Origin of the sequence: Streptomyces chromofuscus (assembly GCF_015160875.1) — a bacterium.
Classification (GTDB): domain Bacteria; phylum Actinomycetota; class Actinomycetes; order Streptomycetales; family Streptomycetaceae; genus Streptomyces; species Streptomyces chromofuscus.
In genome coordinates this window covers 3,324,399-3,348,303 of record NZ_CP063374.1, presented here as the reverse complement: position 1 = coordinate 3,348,303, position 23,905 = coordinate 3,324,399, and the positions used below count along the sequence as shown (strand labels likewise).

Sequence of the window (23,905 nt, the reverse complement as noted above, 5' to 3'; positions counted from 1 at the left end):
GGCGTCAGCTCGTGCGGCCCTCGGGCGTCGGCCCGTGCGGTCCTTGGCCGCCGGTCCTTGGCGTCGGCTCGTGCGGTGCTTGGACGCCGGTCCTCGGCGTCGGCTCGTGCGGTGCTTGGGCGCCGGTCCTTGGCGTCGGCTCGTGCGGTGCTTGGGCGCCGGACCTCGGCGTCAGCTCGTGCGGTGCTTGGGCGCCGGTCCTCGGCGTCAGCTCGTGCGGTGCTTGGCGTCGAACTGCTTCATGCGGTCGAGGACCGAGTCCGCGGTCGGCCCGTACACCTCGTCCACGATCCGGCCGTCGGCGAGGAAGACGACCCGGTCGGCGTACGCCGCCGCCACGGGGTCGTGGGTCACCATGACCACCGTCTGGCCCAGCTCGCGCACGGAGTTGCGCAGGAAGCCCAGGACCTCGGCGCCGGAGCGGGAGTCGAGGTTCCCGGTGGGCTCGTCGCCGAAGACGATCTCGGGGCGGGAGGCCAGGGCGCGGGCGACGGCGACGCGCTGCTGCTGGCCGCCGGAGAGCTGGGACGGGCGGTGGCTGAGCCGGCTGGACAGGCCCACCATCTGGATCACGGTGTCCAGCCACTGCTTGTCCGGTTTCCGCCCGGCGATGTCCATCGGAAGGGTGATGTTCTCCAGGGCGGTCAACGTGGGCAGCAGGTTGTAGGCCTGGAAGATGAAGCCGATCTTGTCGCGGCGCAACCGGGTCAGCTGCTTGTCCTTCAGGGCGCCCAGCTCGGTGTCGCCGATGCGCACCGAACCGGAGGAGAAGGTGTCCAGGCCGGCGACGCAGTGCATCAGCGTGGACTTGCCGGAGCCGGACGGGCCCATGATCGCGGTGAACTCGGCCTGCCGGAAGTCGACGGAGACCCGGTCCAGGGCGACCACCTGGGTCTCGCCCTGTCCGTAGATCTTCGACAGATCCGTGGCGCGCGCGGCCACGGCGGTGGTCCGGCCGGCGACGGGTGTGGTGGTCACGGGGTGGCGCTCCTGTCGGGACGACGGGTGGTTCTCGGGACCGCTCCATCGTCCCGACCGCACACCGCCGTGTAGTCAGCCCCTGCTCGGGTTCCGAAGGGCGACTTCGGTCGGACCGCGGGCCGCCGTGTCATACCTGGGGATGACAGCTACCCCTGAGCGCCGTGGCCGGGGCGCGCCCTGTCGAGAACGGGTGGAGCACCCTGGTCCGGGCGGTGAAATTCCGTCATTCCGCATGCACGGCGCATCGGCGCACGCAAGGCTATTGGCAAGTGCGGATGGCGCGTTCCGTGTACTGATGCACCCTCAGACATCAATAAAATAAGACAACATCGCTCCGTCCTTCCGCTGTTCGGGGGATGCGTCCCGCTAGGCTCGGGGCGCTCGGTACGGAGCCCACGGCCTGCCCGGATGGTGGAATGCAGACACGGCGAGCTTAAACCTCGCTGCCCCTTCGCGGGCGTGCCGGTTCGAGTCCGGCTCCGGGCACCTCTACGTCCACGACAGCCTCACCGCCGCGGCGGCCGGTCCGTCACGCATGGGCGCGGTGGGTGCGGGATCTCCTTGGTTGGCGAGGTCCCGATGTCGACGGGCGGGGCAGGGCGGCCCCAATGGGCGTGCCCCGCAACGTGTTGGTGCGGATCGATGCGCGATCGGCGTCCCCGCCTGGCGGAAGGCCGGCCGGTGACGACGCGTCACGGCCCCCGGCGTCGGTCGCCGTCGCCGACCCGTTGACAGCGGGCGTTGTCGGCCGGAGACTCTGGTGGCAATGGGTGAATAGAAGTTCACGTTGCGAACACACGTGCCAGGGGGGACGACCGATGCGCACCACCGTCGGCATCATCGGAGCCGGTCCGGCCGGACTGCTGCTCGCGCGGCTCCTGCACAACGCCGGGATCGACTCGGTCGTCCTGGAGAGCCGGGACCGCGCCTACGTCGAACAGCGGCAACGGGCCGGGATCCTCGAGCAGGGGACGGTGGACGTGCTGCGGGCGGCCGGGGCCGGCGCGCGGATGGACCGGGAGGGCCTGCGGCACGACGGTATCGAGCTGCGGTTCGCCGACCAGCGCCATCGCGTCGACTTCCCCGAACTCACCGGCGGCAGGTCCGTGATGGTCTACGCCCAGACCGAGGTCTGCAAGGACCTCATCGCCCTGCAGCTGAAGGAGGGCGGACCGCTGCTGTTCGAGGCGGAGGCGCTGGCCGTGGAGGACGCGGACACCGAGCGCCCGCGCGTCCGGTTCCGGCACGAGGGGACCGAGGGCGTCCTGGAGTGCGACTACGTCGTCGGATGCGACGGCTTCTGGGGCGTCGCCCGCAAGGCGGTGCCGGCCTCGCTGTCCCGTGTCTTCGAACGGACGTATCCGTTCGGGTGGCTCGGCATCCTGGCCGACGTACCACCCTCGCACGACGAGCTGGTCTATGCCCGGCACGACCGCGGCTTCGCCCTGCTGTCCATGCGCTCGACGTCCGTGTCCCGCCTCTACCTGCAGGTGCCGGACGGCACGGACGCCGACGAGTGGGACGACGAGGCCGTCTGGGCGGAGCTGGACCGCCGGTTCGAGACCGCGGACGGATGGCGGCTGCGGCGCGGGCCCATCACCCAGAAGTCGGTCACGCCGATGAGGTCCTTCGTGCACGAGCCGATGCGGCACGGGCGGCTCTTCCTCGCCGGTGACGCCGCGCACATCGTGCCGCCGACTGGGGCCAAGGGCCTCAACCTGGCCGTCGGGGACGTCGTGACCTTCGCCCGGGCCCTGGTGCACCGGAAGGAGACGGGGTCGGCCGAGCTGCTCGACGCCTACTCGGAGACCTGCCTGCGCCGCGTCTGGCAGGCCGAGCGGTTCTCGTACGACATGACGACCCTCCTGCACCGGGCCCCCGACGCCACTCCCTTCGACGACCGGCTCCAGCTCGCCCGGCTGTCACGGATCGCGACCTCGCGGGCGGCGGAGACCGACCTCGCCGAGGCGTACACCGGGTTCCCCCTGCACTGACGGCCCGCACGGGGCCCGACCCGGCCGGAACGCCTGATCACCGGCCGGTTCCGGCCGTGTACCGAGTTCGTCAGGAATGACGCCCTCCGTCGGCGGGAATCAGGCGCGCGGCTAGCGTGTTGCGCAGCACGAGGGGGGAAAGATCCTCCCCAAGCACTAGGGTCATTCCTTTGCCTGTCTATTACTCTTGAGCCAAGGCTACGCAGGGTGGCCATGGAGGAGTGAAATGAGGAGCAGCAACCCGGTCTTCTCGCGACGGGGGTTCAGCCGCGACAACGGCTACGCGGGCTTCAACACCGCGCCGCAGGCCGGGGGCGCCGCTGTAGGCACCCAGGGCAGCCCGTACGCGCAGCCCGGTGCCGGTAACCCGTACGCCCAGAACCCGTACGCCCAGAACCCCTACGCGCAGCAGGACGTCCAGCAGGGCGCCCCGCCGCAGGCTCCGGCCGGCACGGGCCGGATGACGATGGACGACGTCGTCATGCGCTCGGCGATGACGCTCGGCACGGTCGTCGTCGGCGCCGTCCTCGCCTGGGCGCTGCTGCCGGTGTCGTCCAGCAGCTACGGCCTCGCGATCGGCGCCGCGCTCATCGCCTTCGTCCTGGCGATGGTCCAGTCGTTCAAGCGCAAGGCCTCGCCCGCGCTGATCCTGTCCTACGCCGCGTTCGAGGGTGTCTTCCTCGGCGTCTTCAGCGAGCTGTTCAACAGCCGCTGGTCCGGCGCGCCCTTCCAGGCGGTGCTCGGCACGATGGCGGTCTCGGGCGCCACGCTGCTCATCTACAAGGCCGGCTGGATCCGTGTCACGGCGCGCTACGCCCGGATCGGCATGGCGATCGCCATCGCGTTCCTCCTGGTCACGGCGGTCAACCTGCTGCTCGTCGCCTTCGGTGTCGCCGAGGACGGCGGACTGCGGAGCATGGGTCCGCTCGGTGCGATCGTCGGCATCATCGCGATCGTGCTCGGCGCGTTCTTCCTGACCCTCGACTTCAAGCAGATCGAGGACGGCATCGCCTACGGTGCGCCGCGCGAGGAGTCCTGGCTGGCCGCGTTCGGCCTGACCATGACGCTGGTGTGGATCTACATCGAGATGCTGCGGCTGGTCGCCATCTTCAGCGGCGACGACTGAGCGGCGCCGCGGCTGAACGCCGAAGCGTGAAGGGGCCCCGGGTTTCTCCCGGGGCCCCTTCGTCTGTCTTCGGCTGACTCTGCTGTTCCTGCTTTCTGCGCTGTCGCCGTCTGTGGCTACGTCTCGGTCTGGTTCGTGTCCGGTGTCTGTTACGGGTCCGGTTCTCTGCCGGCGGTGCGCGCTCAGAGCAGTTTGCGCGCGGCCCTCCTCAGGTCGTACTCGTGGATGATCGCCTTGGCGTGGCCGTACGCGAGGTTGTGCTCGTGACGCAGCCAGCTGACCTTCTCCTCGAAGCGGAGAGCGGGGCCTTCTTCGACGGTGCGCAGCCAGTCGGCGACTTCACGACCGGTGCAGTGGGGGATTCGGGCGAGCAGATTGCGATGGGTCTCCTCGGAGAAGACTTGGGACATCGGCGCCTCCGGACGCAATCGGGTGTAAGCCGGTCCTTCAGGTCACCGTGCCTGAGCGTTCGTCTGTTGGCAACAGTGCGGGTAGCCTGCCGGCGTGGTTGATACGACGCGTCTGGTCCAAGCGGTTGATCAATTTGCGGATCGGTTGAGGGCGGCGCCGCAGAGCCGACTGCAGCGCGGGGCTGCCGCAGAGGCGTTGGCGCTGGCCAGGGAGCTGGCGCGGTGGACGCAGTCGGTGGAGGAGCCGGGCAGTGAGCCTCGCCGGATGCCGGATGCAGGGATGTTCGCCGCGGCCGATCAGATCAGCGTCGCGGGGCGGGATCTGGCCGTCGTGTTGACGAGCGAGGCCGAGGTCGAGGAAGCCGTGCGGGTGGTGTGGGAGGCGCAGAAGCGGGCGGGGGTCTGACCGACCGGGGCGGATGCGGGCGGTGGGTGGCCCTCGCGCGGAACTGAGTCCGTGTGCGGGACGCGACGTCGCTCTGTCCGGCGTCCGCGCGTCGGTGTCGGTTCGGAGTGTCGCCGTTGGGGTGGGGCGTCATCGTCGGGCTGGCGCGTCGGTGTCGGTTCGGAGTGTCGCCGTTGGGGTGGGGCGTCATCGTCGGGCTGGCGCGTCGGTGTCGGTTCGGAGTGTCGCCGTTGGGGTGGGGCGTCACGGTCGGGCTGGCGCGTCGGTGTCGGTCCGGAGTGTCGCCGTTGGGGTGGGGCGTCACGGTCGGGCTGGCGCGTCGGTGTCGGTCCGGAGTGTCGCCGTTGGCCTGGAGCGTCACCGTCGGTCTGGAGCGTCACCGTCGGCCCCGAAGCGTCACCGTTCCACTAGAACGACGCGATGACCCTGTCCGCCAGGATGTAGACCGTCTCCTCGCCGTAGGTGAACGTCAGCGTGTACGCGCCCGAGATGCCCGAGCCGCCCAGGAGGACCGGGGTCTCGCCGGAGCGGAGCGCGGTGGCGAGGCGCTCGGCGGTCTCGCGGTGGCCGGGGGTCATGCACAGGGTCGTACCGTCGGCGAAGACGTAGACGTCCAGGGTGCCCAGGGGGCCCGGGCGCACGTCGGTCAGTTCGATCCGGGACGTGGCCAGTTCCTCCAGGATCGACACCGTGCGCTCATGGTCGTTCGCCACGGGTGCCGGGGTGGGCGTGAAGTCGGGGTGCGAGGGGTGGCGGCGACGGGCGGCGGCCAGTTCGGGGGAGTCGCCCGCGAGCTCCTCGGGCTCGGTGCTGGGCTCCGTCACCGGCTCCAGCGGCTCGAGGCCCGCGAAATCGGCCTGCCGCGGCAGGAACAGGTCGTTGTCGGCCAGGTTCAGCAGGGAGGGCGCGTCGGAGACGTCACGCGCCTCCTGCGCGGCCCAGAAGGCCCGCGCCTCGGCCAGCTCCCGCTCCCGCTCCTCCGCCAGCGCCTCGGCCACGGCGGCGCGTATCTCCTCGGTGTCGGCCGCGGTGCGGGCGGCGGGCAGCAGGCGGCGGGCGGCGGCGCGGCCCTCGGCGAGCTCGGCGCGCAGGGCCGCGACCTGGCGGCGCAGCTGCACGAGTGTGCGCAGGACGGCTACGCCCACGGCGCCCGTGGCGGCCGTGGTGACCAGCAAGGCGATCGGCATGGCGCTCACTGACGTACTCCCGGTTCAAGGTCGACCCCCGACTTCCTACATCAGCTTGATGGGTGAACTAACCAGCTGTCAGTGCGTAACGTCACGAAACGGACAGGTCTTTGTGTCGGATGTTTATGCTGAAACTGCCCTGACCTGCGGTGACTCCGTGGCGAGCGAGATAGGTCACATCCTGGGGGAGATTGGGTCACAAAACGGCCCAGAACCCTGGTCGTTCCGGGGTCCTGGGCCAAGGGATGACGGCCGGTGGCGCGCCGGTCACCCAGAGGTTCCGTTCGGTCAGCTGAGGCGCTCGATGACCATGGCCATGCCCTGGCCGCCGCCGACACACATCGTCTCCAGGCCGAACTGCTTGTCGTGCCACTGCAGCGAGTTGATGAGCGTGCCGGTGATCCGGGCGCCGGTCATGCCGAAGGGGTGGCCGACGGCGATGGCGCCACCGTTGACGTTGAGCTTCTCCAGCGGGATGTCCAGGTCCCGGTAGGAGGGGATCACCTGGGCGGCGAACGCCTCGTTGATCTCGACCAGGTCGATGTCACCGATGGTCAGGCCGGCGCGGGCCAGGGCCTGCCGGGAGGCCTCGACGGGGCCGTAGCCCATGATTTCGGGGGACAGGCCGGAGACGCCGGTGGAAACGATTCGGGCGAGCGGGGTCAGGCCGAGCTCGCGGGCCTTGGTGTCCGACATGATGACCAGCGCGGCGGCGCCGTCGTTCAGGGGGCAGCAGTTGCCGGCGGTCACCAGGCCGTCGGGGCGGAAGACCGGCTTCAGGCCCGCGACGCCCTCCATGGTGACGCCGGGGCGCGGGCCGTCGTCCTTGCTGACGACCGTGCCGTCGGGGAGCGTCACCGGGGTGATCTCGCGCTCCCAGAAGCCGTTCTTGATGGCTTCCTCGGCGAGGTTCTGCGAGCGGACGCCGAACTCGTCCATCTCCTCGCGGGTCACGCCCCACTGCCGGGCGAGGTTCTCGGCGGTCTGGCCCATCGCGATGTACGGGTCGGGGACCAGGCCGTCCTCGCGCGGGTCGTGCCAGGTCGAGCCCTCGCTCGCGGCGACGGCCGCCGTGCGGGCCTCGGCGTCGGCGAAGAGCGGGTTGTGCGTGTCGGGCAGGCTGTCGGAGTTGCCCTTGGTGAAGCGGGAGACCATCTCGACGCCGGCCGAGATGAAGACGTCGCCCTCGCCGGCCTTGATGGCGTGCAGGGCCATGCGGGAGGTCTGCAGGGAGGACGAGCAGTACCGGGTGATCGTGCAGCCGGGCAGGTGGTCCATGCCCATCTGCACGGCGACGATCCGGCCCAGGTTGTTGCCCTGCTCCCCGCCGGGCAGACCGCAGCCGAGCATCAGGTCGTCGATGTCCTTCGGGTCCAGCTCGGGGACCTTGGCGAGAGCGGCCTGGATGATCGTGGCGGTGAGGTCGTCGGGGCGCAGGTCCTTGAGGGAGCCCTTGAAGGCGCGGCCGATGGGGGAGCGGGCGGCAGAGACGATCACGGCTTCGGGCATCACGGCTCCAGACGACGTGGGAAGGGTGCAGGGGGGAAGTTACCCGTACGTAGGCTGCCGGTCACCGGCATCCTCGTGTGATGCGGACCTCTTTTCCAAGCGCTTGCTTAGCGTATCGACGCTTCCGTCGTCGTCTGCTGGGCGGGCAGCGGGGCGAACAGCCACTTCACCGGCGGCCGGGTCAGCGGCTGGGCCGGCCTGCGGGCGAACCGCGACCGGAAACCGGCCGCGAGCAGCACCCCGCCCACCACCGGGCCGGCCAGTTCCAGCCGGGTGTCGGCCCGCCCGGTCAGGCCCGTCCCCCGCAAGGCAGGATCACCGGCGGATGCAGCAGGGAGAGGGTGAACCCGCCCGCGCCCAGCGGAGAGATCGGCGGAAGCCGCCGCTTCACCGTACGCGCGCCGCGGGCCCGTCAGGGCTGTGACGGCTCCGTCGGGGCCACCTCCGGCTCCGGCTCCTGGACCCGCCGCCGGCGTCGGCGCTTCAGCAGCGCCCACGGTCCGCGCACGCCCGTCGGCAGCGCCGCCGTGACCTCCGTGCCCGCCTCGGAGGCGGCCTCGGCGGCGGCGCGGGCCACGGGGAGGAAGCCCTCGCGGCGGGAGGCGTCCGGGCGCTCCTCCTCGGGCCACAGGCCCAGCGCCGCGCAGACCGTGGGCAGCACGGCCATCGCGGCGGTGGCGTAGCCCTCGGCGGAGGGGTGGTAGTTGTCGGGTCCGAACAGCTCGCGCGGGTTCGCGGCGAACTCGGGGCCCAGCAGGTCGCCCAGCGACACGGTGCGGCCGCCCTGCTCGACGACACCGATCGTCTGGGCGGCCGCCAGTTGGCGGGAGGCCCGTCTGGCCAGCCAGCGCAGCGGCTGCTGGACCGGCTCGATCGTGCCCAGGTCCGGGCAGGTGCCGACCACGACTTCCGCGCCGGCCGTGCGCAGCCGTCGCACCGCCGCCGCGAGGTGCCGTACGGAGCGGGTGGGCGGGACGCGGTTGGTGACGTCGTTCGCGCCGATCATGATCACGCAGACGTCGGGGATCCGGGCATGGTCCGCCAGGACCAGCGTCACCTGGCGGTCCAGGTCGTCGGACATGGCGCCGGGGAGGGCGACGTTGCGCAGGTCGACGGGGCGTTCCGCGACCGCCGCGAGGCCCGAGGCGAGCAGCGCGCCCGGGGTCTGGCCCGCCCGGTGGACGCCCTGGCCGGCGGCGGTGGAGTCACCGAGCAGGATGAGCCGCAGCGGCGGGGCGCCCGGGGTGTCGTACGCACGTCCGTACCGCCCGTTCGCGTTCGGCACGTACGGCGTGGAACCGTTGCCCACCTGGCGCCGGGCCAGCTGCACCTCGGCCAGCACCAGGCCGACGACCGCGGCACCGGCCAGGCCGATGCCGCCACCGCCGTACGCCGCACCGGCTGCCATGCGCCGGGCCACTCTCGCCCTCGACATCCTGGTCATGCGTCGCCGACACCTCCTCGCACCCGTACATCCACTCCTTGCCCCGAAGCGAGCCCCCGCCAATCTCAACGGCGCGTGAACGCCGGTGGCAGGCCCTAGGCTGGCGGCATCACCCCGACCACTACTTCTGCGGCATCCGGAGACAACGGTGCAGTTCCACGACTCGATGATCAGTCTCGTCGGCAACACCCCGCTGGTGAGGCTCAACAACGTGACCGAAGGCATCCGGGCGACCGTCCTGGCCAAGGTCGAGTACTTCAACCCCGGCGGTTCCGTGAAGGACCGCATCGCGCTGCGCATGATCGAGGCGGCGGAGGAGAGCGGCGCGCTCAAGCCCGGCGGCACGATCGTGGAGCCGACCAGCGGCAACACGGGGGTGGGGCTGGCGATCGTGGCGCAGCAGAAGGGGTACAAGTGCATCTTCGTGTGCCCGGACAAGGTGTCCACGGACAAGATCAACGTGCTGCGGGCGTACGGCGCCGAGGTCGTGGTCTGCCCGACGGCCGTCGCACCCGAGCACCCGGACTCGTACTACAACGTCTCCGACCGGCTGGTGCGTGAGACGCCGGGCGCCTGGAAGCCCGACCAGTACTCCAACCCGAACAACCCGCTGTCCCACTACCACTCGACCGGCCCCGAGCTGTGGGAGCAGACGGAGGGGAGGATCACCCACTTCGTGGCCGGCGTCGGCACCGGCGGCACCATCTCCGGGACCGGGCGGTACCTCAAGGAGGCCAGCGACGGCCGGGTCAAGGTCGTCGGCGCCGACCCCGAGGGCTCCGTGTACTCGGGCGGGTCCGGGCGGCCGTACCTCGTCGAGGGCGTCGGTGAGGACTTCTGGCCGACGGCGTACGACCGCACCGTCGCCGACGAGATCGTCGCCGTGTCCGACAAGGACTCCTTCCAGATGACCCGGCGCCTCGCCAAGGAGGAGGGCCTGCTGGTCGGCGGCTCGTGCGGCATGGCCGTGGTCGCCGCGCTGCGGGTCGCCGAGCGGCTCGGCCCCGACGACGTCGTGGTCGTCCTGTTGCCGGACAGCGGGCGCGGCTACCTGAGCAAGATCTTCAACGACGAGTGGATGGCCGACTACGGCTTCCTGGAGGACGCCGGCCCGAGCGCCCGCGTCGGCGACGTGCTGAGCGACAAGGAGGGCGGCGCCATGCCGTCCCTGGTCCACATGCACCCGGACGAGACGGTCGGTCAGGCCATCGAGGTGCTGCGCGAGTACGGCGTCTCGCAGATGCCGATCGTCAAGCCGGGCGCCGGTCACCCGGACGTGATGGCGGCCGAGGTCGTGGGCTCGGTCGTCGAACGGGAACTGCTGGACGCGCTGTTCACCAAGAGCGCCTCCCTCGACGACCCGCTGGAGAAGCACATGTCGGCGCCGCTGCCGCAGGTCGGCTCCGGCGAGCCGGTCGGGGACCTGATGTCCGTGCTCGGTTCGGCGGACGCGGCGATCGTCCTCGTGGAGGGCAAGCCGACCGGTGTGGTCAGCCGGCAGGACCTGCTGGCCTTCCTGGCCAAGACCGCGAAGTAGCGGCGAACCTGCGGTGAACGGGCCGTGCGGGCGGCCGACGTGCGGTGGCCGGCACGAGTGTTGGTCTTCTCGGAAGTGGTACGAGCGCGTCACGTCCGCGCAGCACCCGCTTAACACGGGTCCGGCACATTGGTGGGTGTCGGCAGGGCGGGAGCGGCTCCCCGCCCGGGCCGGCCCGTAAGGCGCCAAGGAACCTCCGGAGCGGCTCCCGGACCTCCACGGACGCCACGGACGCGCAAGCCCGGCCTGACCCGGCCCGCGTCCCTCGCGGGGACCGCCGTCGTCCCGCCCCCCGGCAACGGGGGTGCGGCGGTCCCCGCGCACATCTTCTCCGCGCGGGGTCTTCTCGACGGTCCCGCCGCCCTCGCGGTCGGTCCTCCCGGCGTCTCGCCGGGGTGTCGCGCGTCCCCGGGCTCAGTCCTCCCAGTCGCTGTCCTGTGCCGATGTGCGGCGTCGTCCGCCGAAGAGGTTCGGGTTGAGGCGGGCCGCCTGGAAGGCGTTGACGCCGACGATGCCGGCCCAGGCGACGAGCAGGCCGGGCAGGTCGGCCACGCCGCCGCCGATCGCGGACAGCGGCACCGCCAGCACCAGCGAGACGATGCCGAAGCCGAAGCGCTCGCCCCAGGAGTCCGTCGGCCTCGGTGACCGCGAGTCCCGGGCCGCCACCATCTGCTGCTCGGCCAGCTGGCGCCGCACCCGGCGCTCCACGGCCCCGTCGATGCGCTGCTCGACCTTCTCCAGGAACGAGTCGACCAGCGCGGAGTCGTACTCCTCGCCCAGTTCCCTGCGGGCCTGCAGGGTGGCGTCGAGTTCCTTCTTCAGCTCGGTGTCCCGCGCGTCCATTCCGCTCATGCGCTTCACGGTAGGGAGCGCGGACACCGGCCGCACTGGGGTTAGCCCCCCTGTCGTCGGCGGGGTCAGCCGGTGGCCGTCAGGCCCTTGCGGGCGGCGTAGTCGTCGGCCACGTCCTGGGGGTCCTTCTTGTCCTTGTCGACCAGGCGGTTGAGCTCGGTGAGGTCGGCCGTGGTGAGGACGTTGCCGAGTTCGGCGAGCGCCTTGCGGACCGTGGCGTCGGCCTTGCGGTCGGCGATGAGGGGGACGACGTGCTGGCCGGGTATCAGGTTCTTGGGGTCGGTCAGGACCACCCAGCCGTTCTCCTTGATGTCGGTGTCGGTGGTGAAGAGGTTGGCCACGTCGACGTCGCCCTTCTTCAGGGCGCCCTTGACCAGCGGTCCGGAGGAGTCGAGCGACTTGAACTCCTTGAACTCGACGCCGTAGACGTCCTTGAGGCCGACGACGCCGACCTGGCGCTTCTTCACCTCCGGTGCCGCGCCGATGACCAGCTTGCGGTTCTGCTTCCTCAGGTCGGCCAGGGAGGCCAGTCCGTACTTCTCGGCCGTCTCCCGGGTCACCGCGAAGGCGTCGGAGTCCTCCGCCATGCCGTACGGCAGCACCTGGAGCCCGGCCGGGAGGGCCATCGTGAGGGCGTTCTGCATCTCGCCCTCCTCGGTCGCCGTCGCCTTGGGATCGACGTAGTGCAGGAGAGCGCCCTGGTACTCGGGCAGCAGGTCGATGTCGCCGCCGCGCAGGGCGGGGACGAGGATCTCGCGGGTGCCCAGGTTGGGGCGCACGGTGACCTTGACGCCTGCCGCGGTGAGCACCGCCGCGTACAGGAATCCCAGCACCTGGTTCTCGGTGAAGTTGGCGGTGCCGATGGTCAGGCCGCCCTTGCTGGAGCCGCCTCCCGAGCCCGCGGCGCCGCCCTCGCCTTCGAGGGAGGTGATGCCGCTGGAGCAGGCGGAGAGGACGGTGACGGAGCCTGCTGCGAACAGGCCGCCGAGGAGCGTACGACGGTTCATGTCAGGGGTCCCTAAGCGGTGCGGTGTCGGAAGAGGGCGCGCTGGAGGGCGGACAGGGCGAGGTCGAGGGCGACGGCGACCAGGGCGACCAGCACCGCGCCCCCGAGCACCTGCACGAGGTCGCGCTGGGCCAGGCCGTCGAAGACGTACCGGCCGAGGCCGCCGAAGGAGACGTACGCGGCGATGGTCGCCGTGGCCACTACCTGGATCAGGGCCAGGCGCAGGCCGGTCATGATCAGGGGGAGGGCCAGCGGCAGCTCGACCTGGAGCAGCACCTGGTGGCCGCGCATGCCCTGGCCGCGGGCGGCGTCGCGGACGTCCGGATCCACCGCCCTCATTCCGGCGTAGGTGTTGGTGACGATCGCCGGGACCGCGAGGGCGACCAGGGCGACGTAGACCGGCCACATGGACAGGCCGCTGGCCAGGAAGACCAGCACGACCAGGCCGACGGTGGGCAGGGCGCGGCCGAAGGACGCCAGGTTGATGGCGAGGAAGGCGCCCCGGCCGGTGTGGCCGATGAGCAGGCCCAGCGGGAGGCCGATCGCGGCGGCGACGAGGGTGGCCAGGAGCGAGTACTGGAGGTGCTCGGCGAGGCGGTGGGCGATGCCGTCCGGGCCGGACCACTGCTCGCCGCTGGTCAGCCAGGAGCCGAGGTCGGTGAAGAGTTCGTACATCTCAGGCTCGCCGCCTCGTCCATGGGGTGAGTACGTACTGGACGGCGACCAGCAGCGCGTCCGCGACCACCGCGAGCAGCAGCGTGAGGGCCACGCCGGCGATCACGGGGGTCGGGAAGTTGCGCTGGAAGCCGTCGGTGAAGAGCTGGCCGAGGCCGCCGTCGCCGATGTAGGTGGCGACCGACACCAGGGAGATGGACATGACCGTGGCGATGCGGACGCCCGCCATGATCACGGGCAGGGCCAGCGGGAGCTCGACCGTGAGGAGGGTGCGCAACGGACGGGTGCCCATCGCCCGCGCCGCCTCCTTGGTCTTGGTCGGGACCGAGTCCAGGCCCTCGACCGTGTTCCGGAGCAGGACGACCAGGGTGTAGATCGTCAGGCCGATGACGGTGGTGGTGCGGGTGAGGCCGCTGACCGGGAGCAGCAGCACGAAGACCGCGATCGAGGGGATGGTGAACAGCACGTTCGACATGCCGAGCAGAAAGCCGCGCAGGGGCCGGATCCGGTGGGCCACGACGGCCAGCGGAAGTGAGATCAGCAGGCCGAACAGGACCGCCGAGAGGGCCGCCTGGAGGTGGGAGACGGTCAGGGCGGTGAGGTCGTCGGTGTGGTCGGACATCCACGACCAGTCGATGCTCATGCGGCCAGCACCTCGCCTTGGGCCCGGTTCGCGTGCTCGTGGATGTCGTCGCGGGACGTGACGCCGGTGAGGACGCCGTCCGCGTCGACGCGGGCGACGAGGCCGGTGGGGGAGGCGACCGACTCGTTGAGCGCGGACAGCAGGGAGTCGCCGTCCTTGAGCGGCCGTACGGGGATCGTGGTGTCGTCCGCGGCCCAGTGCAGCGGCCTGCGTGCCTCGTCGAGGGCGAGGGTCCAGACGCCGCCCTCCGGTGCCGGGCCCTGCGGGACGGCCGCGAGGGTCCTGAGCGAGAGCAGTTTCAGGCCGCGCTCGGCGCCGAGGAAGTCCGCCACGAAGTCGTCGGCGGGGCGGGCGAGGATCTCGGCGGGCGGGGCGCACTGCACGAGGTGGCCGCCGGTTCGGAAGATCGCGATCCGGTCGCCCAGGCGGACGGCCTCGTCGATGTCGTGGGTGACGAAGACGATGGTCTTGTTCAACTCCTTCTGCAGGCGCAGCAGTTCCTGCTGGAGCTGGTTGCGGACCACCGGGTCGACCGCGCCGAACGGCTCGTCCATGAGCAGCACCGGCGGGTCCGCGGCGAGCGCGCGGGCGACGCCGACACGCTGCTGCTGGCCGCCGGAGAGCTGGTGGGGGTAGCGGCGGCCGGTCTCGGCGGGCAGGCCGACGGTCTGAAGCAGCTCGGCCGCCTTCGCACGGGCCTTGCGCCGGCCCCAGCCGAGCAGCAGCGGGACGGTGGCGATGTTGTCCAGCACGGTGCGGTGCGGGAACAGGCCCGACTGCTGGATGACGTATCCGATGGAGCGGCGCAGTTCGGCCGCGTCCTGCTGCTGGACGTCCTTGCCGCCGACCCGGATGGTGCCGGAGGTCGGTTCGACCATCCGGTTGATCATCCTCAAGGTGGTTGTCTTGCCACAACCGGAGGATCCGACGAGGACGGTCACGCCGCCTTCCGGCATGCGGAGGGTGAGGTCGTGGACTGCGGTGGTGCCGTTGGCGAAGCGCTTGTGGACCGCGTCGAACTGGATCATGAGATGTCCCTTGCCCGGCCTGTATAACGTCATGCAGAGTTCTTGGTGTCTGAATAGGTTGTCAATGCTCCGGCGTTAATCCGTGGTGACGGGTGACCGGCAGGCAAGAACCGATGTCCGGGTTGAGGAGGGTTTGCGCATGATGTCGTCTCGCATTGTGGACGCCCCGGAGGATGCGTTGACCGCCCTCGTGGTGCTGGACGGACGCGGGACGGGCGTCACCGACGTCGTCCGGCTCGCCGACGGGGCCGCGCGGCCGGTGCCGGGGACCGAGGCCATGAAGCGCGCGGAGGAGTCCTGGAACGCCGCCCGCATGATCGCCGCGACCGGACGCGTGTACGGCCGCTCCACCGGGGTCGGCGCCAACCGGAACGAGAATGTTCCCACCGAGGCTGCCGCCGCGCACGGGCTGCGGCTGCTGCGCAGTCACGCCGGCGCGATCGGCGAGGAACTGCCCGCGCGGCAGGTGCGGGCGATGCTCGCCGTCCGGGCCAACCAGCTGCTGGCGGGCGGCGCCGGGCTCAGACCGTCCGTCGTCACCGCGCTGTGCGAGGCGCTGGAGACCGGCGCGCACCCGGTGGTGAACGAGTTCGGCTCGGTCGGCACCGGCGACATCGCCGCACTCGCCCAGGTGGGGCTGGCGCTGGCGGGAGAGCACCCCTGGCGGGGAGCGGGTGCGCCCGAGGCGCAGCCGCTGGACAACAACGACGCGCTGGCGCTGATCAGCAGCAACGCCCTCACCCTCGGCCAGTCCGCGCTTGCCCTGCACGAACTGCGCGGCCTGCTCGCCGCCACCCAGGTCGTCGCCGCCCTGTCCCTGCTGGCCGTCGACGGCTCCCACGAGGCGTACGCCGCCCCCGTGCACGCCGCCCGACCGCACCGGGGCACCGCCGACGTCGCCCGCCGGATGCGCCGGCTGATCGGCGCCGCCGACCGGCCGCACCCCCCGCTCGGCCGGATCCAGGACCCGTACGGCTTCCGCTGCCTGCCCCAGATCCACGGCCCCGCGCAGGACGCCGCCGACGCCCTGGAGGACGTCCTCACCGTCGAGATCAACGCGGCCGCCGAGAACCCGCTGATCTCCCCGGAGGACATGGCCGCCTACCACCACGGCGGCTTCTACCAGGCCCAGCTCGCGCTCGCCCTGGACCACTTCCGGCTGGCCATAACGCAGGTGGCCCGCCTGTCGACGTCCCGGCTGTCGACGCTGAACGAGCCCGCCTACACCCGCCTGCGCCCGTTCCTCGCCGACCACGAGCCCGCCTCGTCCGGCGTGATGATCCTGGAGTACGCCGCCGGCGCCGCCCTCGGTGATCTGCGGGCCTTCTCGGCGCCCGCGTCGCTCGGTCACGCTGTACTCTCCCGGGGCGTCGAGGAACAGGCCAGTTTCGCCTCGCTCGCCGCACGCCAGACGCTGCGCGCGTGCGGCGCGTACCGTCTCGTCGTCGGCTGCGAACTCGTCGCCGCGGTCCGGGCGTTGCGCCAGCGCGACCTGCGCCCCGAGCCGGACCTGCCGGCGGGCCGGGCACTGGAGCTCGCCGAGTCGGTGCTGGACGCGGACCCGGCCGACCGCCCGCTGACCCGCGACGTGACGGCGGCGGCCGAACTGCTCGACCGGTTCACGGACATCTGGAGGGGGAGCACGTCATGAGCGGTGACACGAACACGGGTGTGCCGGACAGCCCTGCCGCACGGCTGCAGGCGCTGTTCGAGGGGCACCGGCTCACGCCGACCCAGCGGCGCATCGCGCACAGCATGGTGCGGCGGGCCGCCGACGTGCCGTTCCTGTCCAGCGTCGAGCTGGCCCAACTCGCCGGGGTCAGCCAGCCGTCCGTCACCCGCTTCGCGGTCGCCCTCGGCTTCGACGGCTACCCCGCCCTGCGCAGGTACCTGCGCGAGGTCGCACCCGCCGAGCAGTCCGCCGGCACGGCGTCGTACAACGAGTACCAGCAGGCCGTCGAGGCCGAGATCGAGAACCTGAGGCACCTCGCCGACCTGCTCGCCGATCCCCGGCCGGTACAGGAGGCCGGGCGGCTGCTGGCCGCCTCGCGCCCGCTGCCGGTGCTGGGCCTGAGGGCGGCGGCCTCCCAGGCGTACGGCTTCGCGTACTTCGCCGCCAAGGTCCATCCGGACGTACGGCTGCTCAACGAGGGCGGCACGATGATCCACGACCGGATCGACGCGGCCGTGCGCGCGGGCGCCTCGGCGCTGCTGTGCTTCGCCCTGCCCCGGCATCCGCGCGAGGTCGTGGACACGCTGGCGTACGCGCGGGAGGCCGGGCTGACGGTGGTGACCGTCGCCGACTCGGCCTTCGCGCCGGTCGCCAAGGTGTCCGACCTGCTGCTGCCCGCCGCCGTCGGCACCGGGCTCGCCTTCGACACCGCGTGCGCGCCGATGCTGCTGGGGCGGGTGCTGCTGGAGGCGATGTGCGACGACCTGCCGGACGCCCAGGCGCGGCTGGAGGAGTTCGACACGCGCGCGGCGGCACGGGGGCTGTTCGTGGAGTGACCGGGCGGCCCGCGCCTTCTCAGACTCGTCTCACCTTGCCTCGCTAGCGTGCGTGTTCTAGAACCTGACGCAACCAGACCCTGAGGTTCCCCTCAGGAGTCCGGGGGTTGTGACGCTTCGAAGACGTGACACGCGAGACGTGAGACGCGAGACGGGAGGCTGAACGTGACGCGCGGAGGACAGGGGCTGGCTCGGGTGGCCTGCGTCGTACGGGCCGGGGCCGCACCGCTGTGGTGGCTGGGTGTGTGCGCGGCCGGCATCGGCGTGCTGCTGCCGGGACTGACGGGGCGCCGGATCGGCGTCATGGCCGGGGCCGTGCTGTTCATCGTGGCGGCGGCCCTGGTGGCGTACGCACGCCGCGGACGGTACGCCGCCCTCGCCCGCGGCGCGGCCCGCGCCGCCAGGCACGACGTGCTCCAGGACCGCGCGGTGACCGTGCGCAACTGGCGGCGCGGGCACGGCTGGTGGCTGCTGCTCGCCTTCCTCGCGGCCCTGGGCAGCTCCTACGCCGTGCCCGCCGCGGGCGGCATGCTGCTCGCCGGGTGCGGTGCCGGGCTGTGGCTGAAGGCGGCCTGGCTCGGGCGGCGCGAGCGGGCCGGGGAGGCGCTGCTGTGGGTACGCGTCGACTGGCTCGGCCGGGGCGCGGGCCGCCCGGCCGGCAAGGCGGTCAAGGCGTACCGCAGCACGGGCGTCGCGGCGGGCGACGCGGCACCGGGTGGTGGCTCGCGTCGCCGCACCGCCGCGCTGGTCTGAGGCGCGCGTCAGACCTCGAGTTCCTCCTCGATGCGCCGCAGCTGATGGCGGGCCATCGCGAGGTTGGCGCGTTTGGCGTCGAGGGCCAGGTAGAGGAACAGCCCGTTGCCGCTGCGGCCGCTGAGCAGGCGGATCAGGTGGTACTGGTCCGTCAGCGTGATCAGGATGTCCTCGATCTGGCCCTTGAGCCCCAAGTGCTCCATCGTGCGCATCTTGGCGCGTACCACGTCGGTGTTGCCGGCGGCGGCGACGTTGAGGTCGAAGCTCTTGCTGCCGCCCAGCGTGCCGAGGGCCATGCCGGTGGTGTAGTCGACGAGGGCTACTCCGGTGGCGCCCTCGATCGAGGCGAGTGCTTCCTTGAGGGCGGTCTCGGTGTTGGCCATGGTGGTTGGGTTCCTCTCAGTTTTCCGTGGTGGTGGATGTGTTCGTGGGGGTGCGGGGAGTCCGGCGGACGGGCTTGGAGCGGGTCGTGGGGGCCGTCTCGGGCCGCGTGGGGGGCTCGGGTGGGGCCGGTGGCAGGTTGTCGACCAGCTCACCGATGCGGGCGCCGGTGCGGCGGCCCTCCAGGTGCAGGCGGCCGACGTTCACGCGGTCCTCGGCGAGCAGCGTCAGTACGGCGGTCTGGCCCGCGGCGTACGTCGCCACGTAGCCGCTGACGCCGCGGACCAGCAGTTCGCGCAGGTCACCCCGGCCGGTCGCGTCTGTGACCCGTACCGCGACGCCGAGTGCGGCGGCGGTGAGGGCGGCGAGGCCGTCCGGCTCGACGCCGGGGGTGTCGTGGGCGATGACCAGGCCGTCCACGCTGGCGGCGAGGGCGCCGGTCAGTTGGGGGACGCGGGCTCTCAGCCGGTGGAGTTCGTCGAGGATCGGGGGTTCCACCGCCATCAGGGCTCTCCTCTCGGCGGGCGGTCGAGGCGGTTGGCGCGGCGTCGCTCGGCGCGGCGTCGGCTGTCGCGGTGCGGGCTGCGGCGGTTGCTGCCGCTCAAAGGGCCTCCAGCGCATCCCTGACCCTCTTCAGCAGTGCGATGTCGGGGTGTTCGGCGGGGTCGGGCCATGTGGGGGCGGGGGTATCGAGGTGCCCGGGGTGTCCCGGAGCGGCGTGCCCCGGGGGCTCGGGAGCGCTGGGGTCGTCGGCGCGCGCGTGGCCGGTGCGGGGGGCGGCGTGCGCCGGGCCGGTGCGGGTGGTGGCACCGGCGCTCCCGGGGTCGGTGGGGGCGGTGTGCCCGGGGGAGGGGTGGCCGGGTGCGGTGAGGACGCCCTGGTCCGGTAACGGGTGCTCGGTCCGGGGGCCGCCTGTGCCCGGCAGGGGCGGGCGGGGCGCGATCAGGCCGGCCGCCGCCAGGCGGCGTATCGACACCAGGGTGTGGAAGGCCGGTCTGCCCAGGTCGCGGGCGATGTCCGTGGCGGTGCGCACGCCGTCCACCAGGGCCAGTACCGCGCTCTGCCGGAGCGGGACCGCCGGGGCGGCGGCGGTGTCCACGCGTTCCAGCGGTGCGCTGTCGGTCGCCGGGTCCGGCCAGATGCGGTGCAGCAGGGCGCGGCGGCGGAGCGTCTCCTGCTCGACGGCGCCGACCGCGACCGGGTGCACGGAACCGAGCCAGTGCGTGGTGCCGTACCGGAAGCGGCCCGGGGTGCTGCTGGGCGCGAGCGCGAAGTACGCGGCGTCGTACAGCGCGCTCAGATGGCACAACTCCAGCGCGCCGGGCGCGAGTCGGCCGCCGTCGAGGAGGAGGCGGTCGGCAGTGTCCGGCTCGCCGGCCCGGTCGAGGGCGTCCTGCCAGTCCCGCGCGTCGAGGGTGCCGTGGGCCGTGAGGAGCACGTCGAGGCCGGGCGCGAGAGGGCTCTCGGCGTGCACCACCCGGCCCTCGGCGAGGTACAGGGTGCCCGTCGCGCGGACCAGGACACCGGTGGCGCGCTCTGCGGCGAGGCGGGTGAGCATCGGGGAGACGCCGCCGGTACGGGGCCGGGCGGCCTTGTCTCTCACCGGCAGTCTGGGTGGTGGGGTGGTGCTGACCATGGTCATCCCAGCACCAGCCGCCCGGCCATCTCGCCCAGGCGGATGCGGGCCAGTGCGAGGTTGCCGTCCGCCCGGGCCAGCCACAGGTGCAGGAAGACGCTGCTGTCGAACGACGTCCGCACGAACCGCAGGACGTGATAACTGTCCCGGTTGCTGAGGATCAGGTCCTCGACGGGCGGGTCGGCGGGTTCCTCCCCGTCCTCGCCGTCACCGCCGCCGACCGGGGCGAACGCCCGCTGCTCGGCGGCCAGCCGGGCCAGTTCCGCGGCCTCGGCCGCCGCCGCCTCGTGGTCGCCGCCCGGGGGCTCGCCGACGGTGCCCAGGGCCAGCCCGCTCGTCCAGTCGACCAGTGCGGCCCCTCGTGCTCCGGGCAGCCGCATGGCCTCCAGTAGGCACTCGTCGATTCCGGGCACCCTAGACTCCCCTCCTGCCGGGGTTCGGCTGAGTGACCCAGAGACTACGCAACGTGTGTGCGACAGGTGAGCGTTCTGGCATTTTCCGGTGGAACATGCGACGAGTGACTAGTGTGGGTCAACTGGCGTCGTTTCCGGAGGAGTTGATCACTCCCGCGCGGGTGCAGGAAGCTCGGCGAGCGTGCCCGCGTGCGCCCCGCCCGACTCGGCCACGATCTCGTCGAGCGTCTGCGGCGTACGGACGGTCGCGAAGGCCACGCCGCCCGCGCCGTCCGGGACGAAACCGTAGATGCCCGGTCGGGCCAGGGAGTTGTACGCGTAGTGGTGGGCGAAGTAGTACGCCCCCGTGTCCAGCGCCGCCGCGTAGTCCCCCTGCTCCAGCAGCGGCAACTCGCGCCCCTCGGCCAGCAGGTCGCCCGCGAAGCACGCGGGTCCCGCGACGTCCTGCACCACCGCCGGCCCCTCCTTCGGCCGCCCCTTGGCGTCGTACGCGGCGATCCGCAGTGGCCACGATCCCGGCGCGTACACCGTCCGCGTCGCCACCTGCACGCCCGCGTGCGTCACCGCCACCGGCCGGCCGCCCGCGCTCTTGGCGTACTCCACCCGCGCCACCACCGTGCCGTGCTTGGCCAGCAGTGACCGCCCGAACTCGGTGACCAGCCCGTAGCGCCCGTCGAACAGCCCCGGCACCGCCCCCTTCAGCATCCGCGCGTACTGCGTGTACGTCGGCGTCGTCGCCTCCGAGGCGAAGTTCACCGGCAGCCCGCCGCCGATGTCGATCGTGTCGACCTGCGGCCGCCCGATCCGCCGGTTGATCTCCTCCGCCAGCGCGTACGCCGCCGCCACGCCCTCGGTCATCCTCGACAGCGGGATGCCCTGCGACCCGGTGTGCGCGTGCAGCCGCGTCAGCCAGGGGCGCTCGGCGTACGCCCGTATCACCCACTCGCGCGCCCCTTCGTCCCGCAGCGCCACCCCGAACTTCGAGGTCGCCGTGGCGGTGGACAGCGCCTCGATGGAACCGCCGCCGACCTGCGGGTTCACCCGGATGCCGAGGGGGGAGCGGCTGGGGGCGGACCGCATCAGGGCGTCGATGCGCTCCAGCTCCTGCGGGTTGTCCGCGTTCACGGCGATGCCCAGCGCCAGCGCCTCGCGCAGCTCCGCCGGTGTCTTCGCGGGCGAGTCCAGCACCGTCCGCTCCGGCGCCACCCCGGCCGCCCGGGCCAGGGCCAGCTCCCCCGGGCTCGCCACCTCCGCGCCGATGCCCTCGTCGCGCAGCAGCCGCAGCACCGGGACCAGCGGGGCCGCCTTCACCGCGAACGCGTGCAGCACGGGCGTGCCGGGTGCCACCACCGCGTCGAACGCCGCGCGCAGCTCCGCCGCCGACTCCCTGATGCCGGTGACGTCGAGCAGCCCGGCGAGGGGGACGTCCCGGCTCAGCAGCCCCTGCTCGACGGCAGCCCGGACCGCCTCGTCGCGCCGCGCCGACCTCTCGCCGCCGCCCGCCCCGCCTTCATGAACGTCGTGCACGTCGTCCCCGTCCTGTCGATGCCTCATGCATCCAGCCAAACACCCGCGGCGTCGCGCCGTCCGGGGACCCCCCGCTATTGACTAGCTCTATTCAGAAGGCCAGGATGTGAATAGACGCAGCAACATTCCGCAGGGAGCTCCGCGAGAGCAGTCACCAGGGAGGCAGACCATGTCAGGACCCCGCCCCGTACGAGCGCCGCGCGGTACGCAGCCGAGCGCCCTGGGCTGGCAGCAGGAGGCTGCCCTGCGGATGCTGCAGAACAACCTCGACCCCGAGGTCGCCGAACACCCCGACAAGCTCGTCGTCTACGGCGGCACCGGCAAGGCGGCGCGGGACTGGCGGTCCTTCGACGCGATGGTGCGCACCCTGAAGACGCTGAAGCAGGACGAGACGATGCTCGTCCAGTCCGGCCGCCCGGTCGGCGTCATGCAGACCCACGAGTGGGCGCCGCGCGTCCTCATCGCCAACTCCAACCTGGTCGGCGACTGGGCCAACTGGGAGGAGTTCCGCCGCCTGGAGGCCCTCGGCCTGACCATGTACGGGCAGATGACCGCCGGTTCCTGGATCTACATCGGCACCCAGGGCATCCTCCAGGGCACCTACGAGACCTTCGCCGCCGTCGCCGCGAAGAAGTTCGGCGGCACGCTCGCCGGGACCATCACCCTCACGGCCGGACTCGGCGGGATGGGCGGCGCCCAGCCGCTCGCCGTGACGATGAACGACGGCGTGGCGATCTGCGTCGACTGCGACCCGCGCGCCATCGAGCGGCGCATCGAGCACCGCTACCTCGACGTGAAGGCCGACTCCCTCGACCACGCCCTCCAGCTCGCCACCGAGGCCCGAGACGCGCGCCGCCCGCTGTCCATCGGCGTCCTCGGCAACGCGGCGGAGCTGGTGCCGCAACTGCTGGCCATGGGTGCGCCGATCGACATCGTCACCGACCAGACCTCGGCGCACGACCCGCTGGCGTACCTGCCGCTCGGGGTCGCCTTCGACGAGATGGCGTCCTACGCGGCGAAGGACCCGGCGGGCTTCACCACGCGGGCCCGCGAGTCGATGGCCCGGCACGTCGAGGCGATGGTGGGCTTCATGGACGCCGGCGCCGAGGTGTTCGACTACGGCAACTCCATCCGCGGCGAGGCGCAGCTCGCCGGGTACGACCGGGCGTTCGCCTTCCCGGGCTTCGTCCCCGCCTACATCCGCCCGCTGTTCTGCGAGGGCAAGGGCCCCTTCCGTTGGGCCGCCCTGTCCGGGGATCCCGCCGACATCGCCAAGACGGACAAGGCCATCCTCGACCTGTTCCCCGAGAACGAGTCCCTGGCCCGCTGGATCCGCCTGGCCGGGGAGCGGGTGCACTTCCAGGGACTGCCCGCCCGGATCTGCTGGCTCGGCTACGGCGAGCGGGACAAGGCGGGCGAGCGGTTCAACGACATGGTCGCGAGCGGGGAGCTGGCCGCACCGATCGTCATCGGGCGCGACCACCTCGACTGCGGCTCCGTGGCCTCCCCCTACCGGGAGACCGAGGCCATGCTCGACGGCTCCGACGCGATCGCCGACTGGCCGCTGCTGAACGCCATGGTGAACGTGGCGTCGGGCGCCTCCTGGGTGTCCCTGCACCACGGCGGCGGCGTCGGCATGGGACGGTCCATGCACGCCGGCCAGGTGACGGTGGCCGACGGCACGGCGCTGGCCGGCGAGAAGATCCGGCGGGTGCTGACCAACGACCCCGGGATGGGCGTCATCCGGCACGTGGACGCGGGCTACGACATCGCCGAGTCGGTGGCGTCGCAGCGGGGCGTGCGGGTGCCGATGCGTGAGGGTGACCAGGCGTGACCCGGGACGGGAACGGTCCGGGCGACGCGTACGCCGCGCCGCCCGCGGCCGCCGC

General features: G+C 72.1%; 24 protein-coding genes and 1 tRNA gene. 9 read left to right on the top strand and 16 right to left on the bottom strand.

From position 1 onward, the window contains the following. Positions 1–207 precede the first annotated feature (207 nt). The gene (locus IPT68_RS14985; RefSeq protein WP_189700401.1) at positions 208–978 is read right to left on the bottom strand and encodes an ABC transporter ATP-binding protein; all 771 of its coding nucleotides are present in this window, start codon (positions 976–978) and stop codon (positions 208–210) included. A gap of 405 nt (positions 979–1,383) precedes the next feature. Here IPT68_RS14985 and IPT68_RS14980 point away from each other — a divergent pair. The 3 genes from IPT68_RS14980 to IPT68_RS14970 all read left to right on the top strand — a co-directional run bounded on the left by IPT68_RS14980 (position 1,384) and on the right by IPT68_RS14970 (position 4,101). Continuing rightward, positions 1,384–1,467, top strand: a tRNA-Leu gene (locus IPT68_RS14980). Positions 1,468–1,799: 332 nt separating this feature from the next. Then, a complete protein-coding gene (locus tag IPT68_RS14975; RefSeq protein ID WP_189700400.1) occupies positions 1,800–2,975 on the top strand; it encodes a 4-hydroxybenzoate 3-monooxygenase in 1,176 nt (391 codons plus the stop codon). A 226-nt stretch (positions 2,976–3,201) separates the two neighbouring features. Next, the gene (locus tag IPT68_RS14970) at positions 3,202–4,101 is read left to right on the top strand and encodes a Bax inhibitor-1/YccA family protein (RefSeq protein WP_189700399.1); all 900 of its coding nucleotides are present in this window, start codon (positions 3,202–3,204) and stop codon (positions 4,099–4,101) included. A gap of 182 nt (positions 4,102–4,283) precedes the next feature. On the opposite strand, the gene IPT68_RS14965 is transcribed toward IPT68_RS14970, so the two are convergent. Further along, the gene (locus IPT68_RS14965; protein WP_129799881.1) at positions 4,284–4,511 is read right to left on the bottom strand and encodes a DUF4287 domain-containing protein; all 228 of its coding nucleotides are present in this window, start codon (positions 4,509–4,511) and stop codon (positions 4,284–4,286) included. Positions 4,512–4,605: 94 nt separating this feature from the next. On the opposite strand from IPT68_RS14965, the gene IPT68_RS14960 reads away from it, so the two are divergent. Next, the gene (locus IPT68_RS14960; RefSeq protein ID WP_189700398.1) at positions 4,606–4,917 is read left to right on the top strand and encodes a hypothetical protein; all 312 of its coding nucleotides are present in this window, start codon (positions 4,606–4,608) and stop codon (positions 4,915–4,917) included. A 407-nt stretch (positions 4,918–5,324) separates the two neighbouring features. Here IPT68_RS14960 and IPT68_RS14955 read toward each other — a convergent pair whose 3' ends face one another. From IPT68_RS14955 to IPT68_RS14940, 4 genes are all read right to left on the bottom strand, one after another. Beyond that, the gene (locus IPT68_RS14955; RefSeq protein ID WP_189700489.1) at positions 5,325–6,104 is read right to left on the bottom strand and encodes a hypothetical protein; all 780 of its coding nucleotides are present in this window, start codon (positions 6,102–6,104) and stop codon (positions 5,325–5,327) included. 288 nt (positions 6,105–6,392) lie between these two features. Next, positions 6,393–7,613: an acetyl-CoA C-acetyltransferase gene (locus IPT68_RS14950; RefSeq protein WP_189700397.1), complete on the bottom strand. Its 1,221-nt coding sequence runs from the start codon at positions 7,611–7,613 to the stop codon at positions 6,393–6,395. Positions 7,614–7,720: 107 nt separating this feature from the next. Next, positions 7,721–7,921 (bottom strand): hypothetical protein, encoded by a 201-nt coding sequence (locus IPT68_RS14945; RefSeq protein WP_189700396.1) that lies wholly within the window; start codon positions 7,919–7,921, stop codon positions 7,721–7,723. A 104-nt stretch (positions 7,922–8,025) separates the two neighbouring features. Continuing rightward, entirely contained in the window at positions 8,026–9,057 is a 1,032-nt protein-coding gene (locus IPT68_RS14940) for an SGNH/GDSL hydrolase family protein (protein ID WP_189700395.1), read from the bottom strand. Between the two features lie 148 nt (positions 9,058–9,205). Between IPT68_RS14940 and IPT68_RS14935 the strand changes: the two genes are divergently transcribed. Further along, positions 9,206–10,594, top strand: a complete 1,389-nt coding sequence (locus tag IPT68_RS14935; protein ID WP_189700394.1) for a cystathionine beta-synthase — start codon at positions 9,206–9,208, stop codon at positions 10,592–10,594. Between the two features lie 414 nt (positions 10,595–11,008). Here IPT68_RS14935 and IPT68_RS14930 read toward each other — a convergent pair whose 3' ends face one another. The 5 genes from IPT68_RS14930 to IPT68_RS14910 all read right to left on the bottom strand — a co-directional run bounded on the left by IPT68_RS14930 (position 11,009) and on the right by IPT68_RS14910 (position 14,798). After that, on the bottom strand, positions 11,009–11,437 hold the full coding sequence (locus IPT68_RS14930; RefSeq protein WP_189700488.1) for a hypothetical protein: 429 nt from the start codon (positions 11,435–11,437) through the stop codon (positions 11,009–11,011). 74 nt (positions 11,438–11,511) lie between these two features. Further along, the gene (locus tag IPT68_RS14925) at positions 11,512–12,453 is read right to left on the bottom strand and encodes an ABC transporter substrate-binding protein (RefSeq protein ID WP_189700393.1); all 942 of its coding nucleotides are present in this window, start codon (positions 12,451–12,453) and stop codon (positions 11,512–11,514) included. Between the two features lie 11 nt (positions 12,454–12,464). Beyond that, positions 12,465–13,127, bottom strand: coding sequence for an ABC transporter permease (locus IPT68_RS14920; protein ID WP_189700392.1), 663 nt, complete (start codon positions 13,125–13,127; stop codon positions 12,465–12,467). A 1-nt stretch (position 13,128) separates the two neighbouring features. After that, positions 13,129–13,770, bottom strand: a complete 642-nt coding sequence (locus IPT68_RS14915; RefSeq protein ID WP_189700391.1) for an ABC transporter permease — start codon at positions 13,768–13,770, stop codon at positions 13,129–13,131. Next, positions 13,767–14,798 carry an ABC transporter ATP-binding protein gene (locus tag IPT68_RS14910; protein WP_189700390.1) on the bottom strand — a complete coding sequence of 344 codons (1,032 nt, stop codon included), beginning with the start codon at positions 14,796–14,798 and terminating at the stop codon, positions 13,767–13,769. Before IPT68_RS14910 ends, IPT68_RS14915 begins: the two co-directional genes overlap by 4 nt. Positions 14,799–14,940: 142 nt before the next feature. Here IPT68_RS14910 and IPT68_RS14905 point away from each other — a divergent pair, with 142 nt between their 5' ends. The 3 genes from IPT68_RS14905 to IPT68_RS14895 all read left to right on the top strand — a co-directional run bounded on the left by IPT68_RS14905 (position 14,941) and on the right by IPT68_RS14895 (position 18,059). Continuing rightward, positions 14,941–16,449: an aromatic amino acid ammonia-lyase gene (locus tag IPT68_RS14905; protein WP_189700487.1), complete on the top strand. Its 1,509-nt coding sequence runs from the start codon at positions 14,941–14,943 to the stop codon at positions 16,447–16,449. Beyond that, on the top strand, positions 16,446–17,306 hold the full coding sequence (locus IPT68_RS14900) for a MurR/RpiR family transcriptional regulator (RefSeq protein ID WP_189700389.1): 861 nt from the start codon (positions 16,446–16,448) through the stop codon (positions 17,304–17,306). Before IPT68_RS14905 ends, IPT68_RS14900 begins: the two co-directional genes overlap by 4 nt. Positions 17,307–17,471: 165 nt before the next feature. After that, a complete protein-coding gene (locus IPT68_RS14895; protein ID WP_189700388.1) occupies positions 17,472–18,059 on the top strand; it encodes a hypothetical protein in 588 nt (195 codons plus the stop codon). Between the two features lie 8 nt (positions 18,060–18,067). Here IPT68_RS14895 and IPT68_RS14890 read toward each other — a convergent pair whose 3' ends face one another. The 5 genes from IPT68_RS14890 to IPT68_RS14870 all read right to left on the bottom strand — a co-directional run bounded on the left by IPT68_RS14890 (position 18,068) and on the right by IPT68_RS14870 (position 22,043). Beyond that, entirely contained in the window at positions 18,068–18,442 is a 375-nt protein-coding gene (locus IPT68_RS14890) for a roadblock/LC7 domain-containing protein (RefSeq protein WP_189700387.1), read from the bottom strand. 16 nt (positions 18,443–18,458) lie between these two features. Beyond that, positions 18,459–18,944: a roadblock/LC7 domain-containing protein gene (locus IPT68_RS14885; protein WP_189700386.1), complete on the bottom strand. Its 486-nt coding sequence runs from the start codon at positions 18,942–18,944 to the stop codon at positions 18,459–18,461. 97 nt (positions 18,945–19,041) lie between these two features. After that, positions 19,042–20,082 (bottom strand): transcriptional regulator, encoded by a 1,041-nt coding sequence (locus IPT68_RS14880; protein ID WP_189700385.1) that lies wholly within the window; start codon positions 20,080–20,082, stop codon positions 19,042–19,044. Next, complete coding sequence (locus IPT68_RS14875; protein ID WP_189700384.1) at positions 20,079–20,489, bottom strand: hypothetical protein; 411 nt, start codon at positions 20,487–20,489, stop codon at positions 20,079–20,081. The genes IPT68_RS14880 and IPT68_RS14875 overlap by 4 nt, the downstream gene beginning before the upstream one ends. A 147-nt stretch (positions 20,490–20,636) precedes the next feature. Beyond that, on the bottom strand, positions 20,637–22,043 hold the full coding sequence (locus tag IPT68_RS14870; protein ID WP_189700383.1) for a type III PLP-dependent enzyme domain-containing protein: 1,407 nt from the start codon (positions 22,041–22,043) through the stop codon (positions 20,637–20,639). 142 nt (positions 22,044–22,185) lie between these two features. On the opposite strand from IPT68_RS14870, the gene hutU reads away from it, so the two are divergent. Beyond that, on the top strand, positions 22,186–23,850 hold the full coding sequence (gene hutU, locus IPT68_RS14865) for a urocanate hydratase (RefSeq protein ID WP_189700382.1): 1,665 nt from the start codon (positions 22,186–22,188) through the stop codon (positions 23,848–23,850). Positions 23,851–23,905 lie beyond the last annotated feature (55 nt).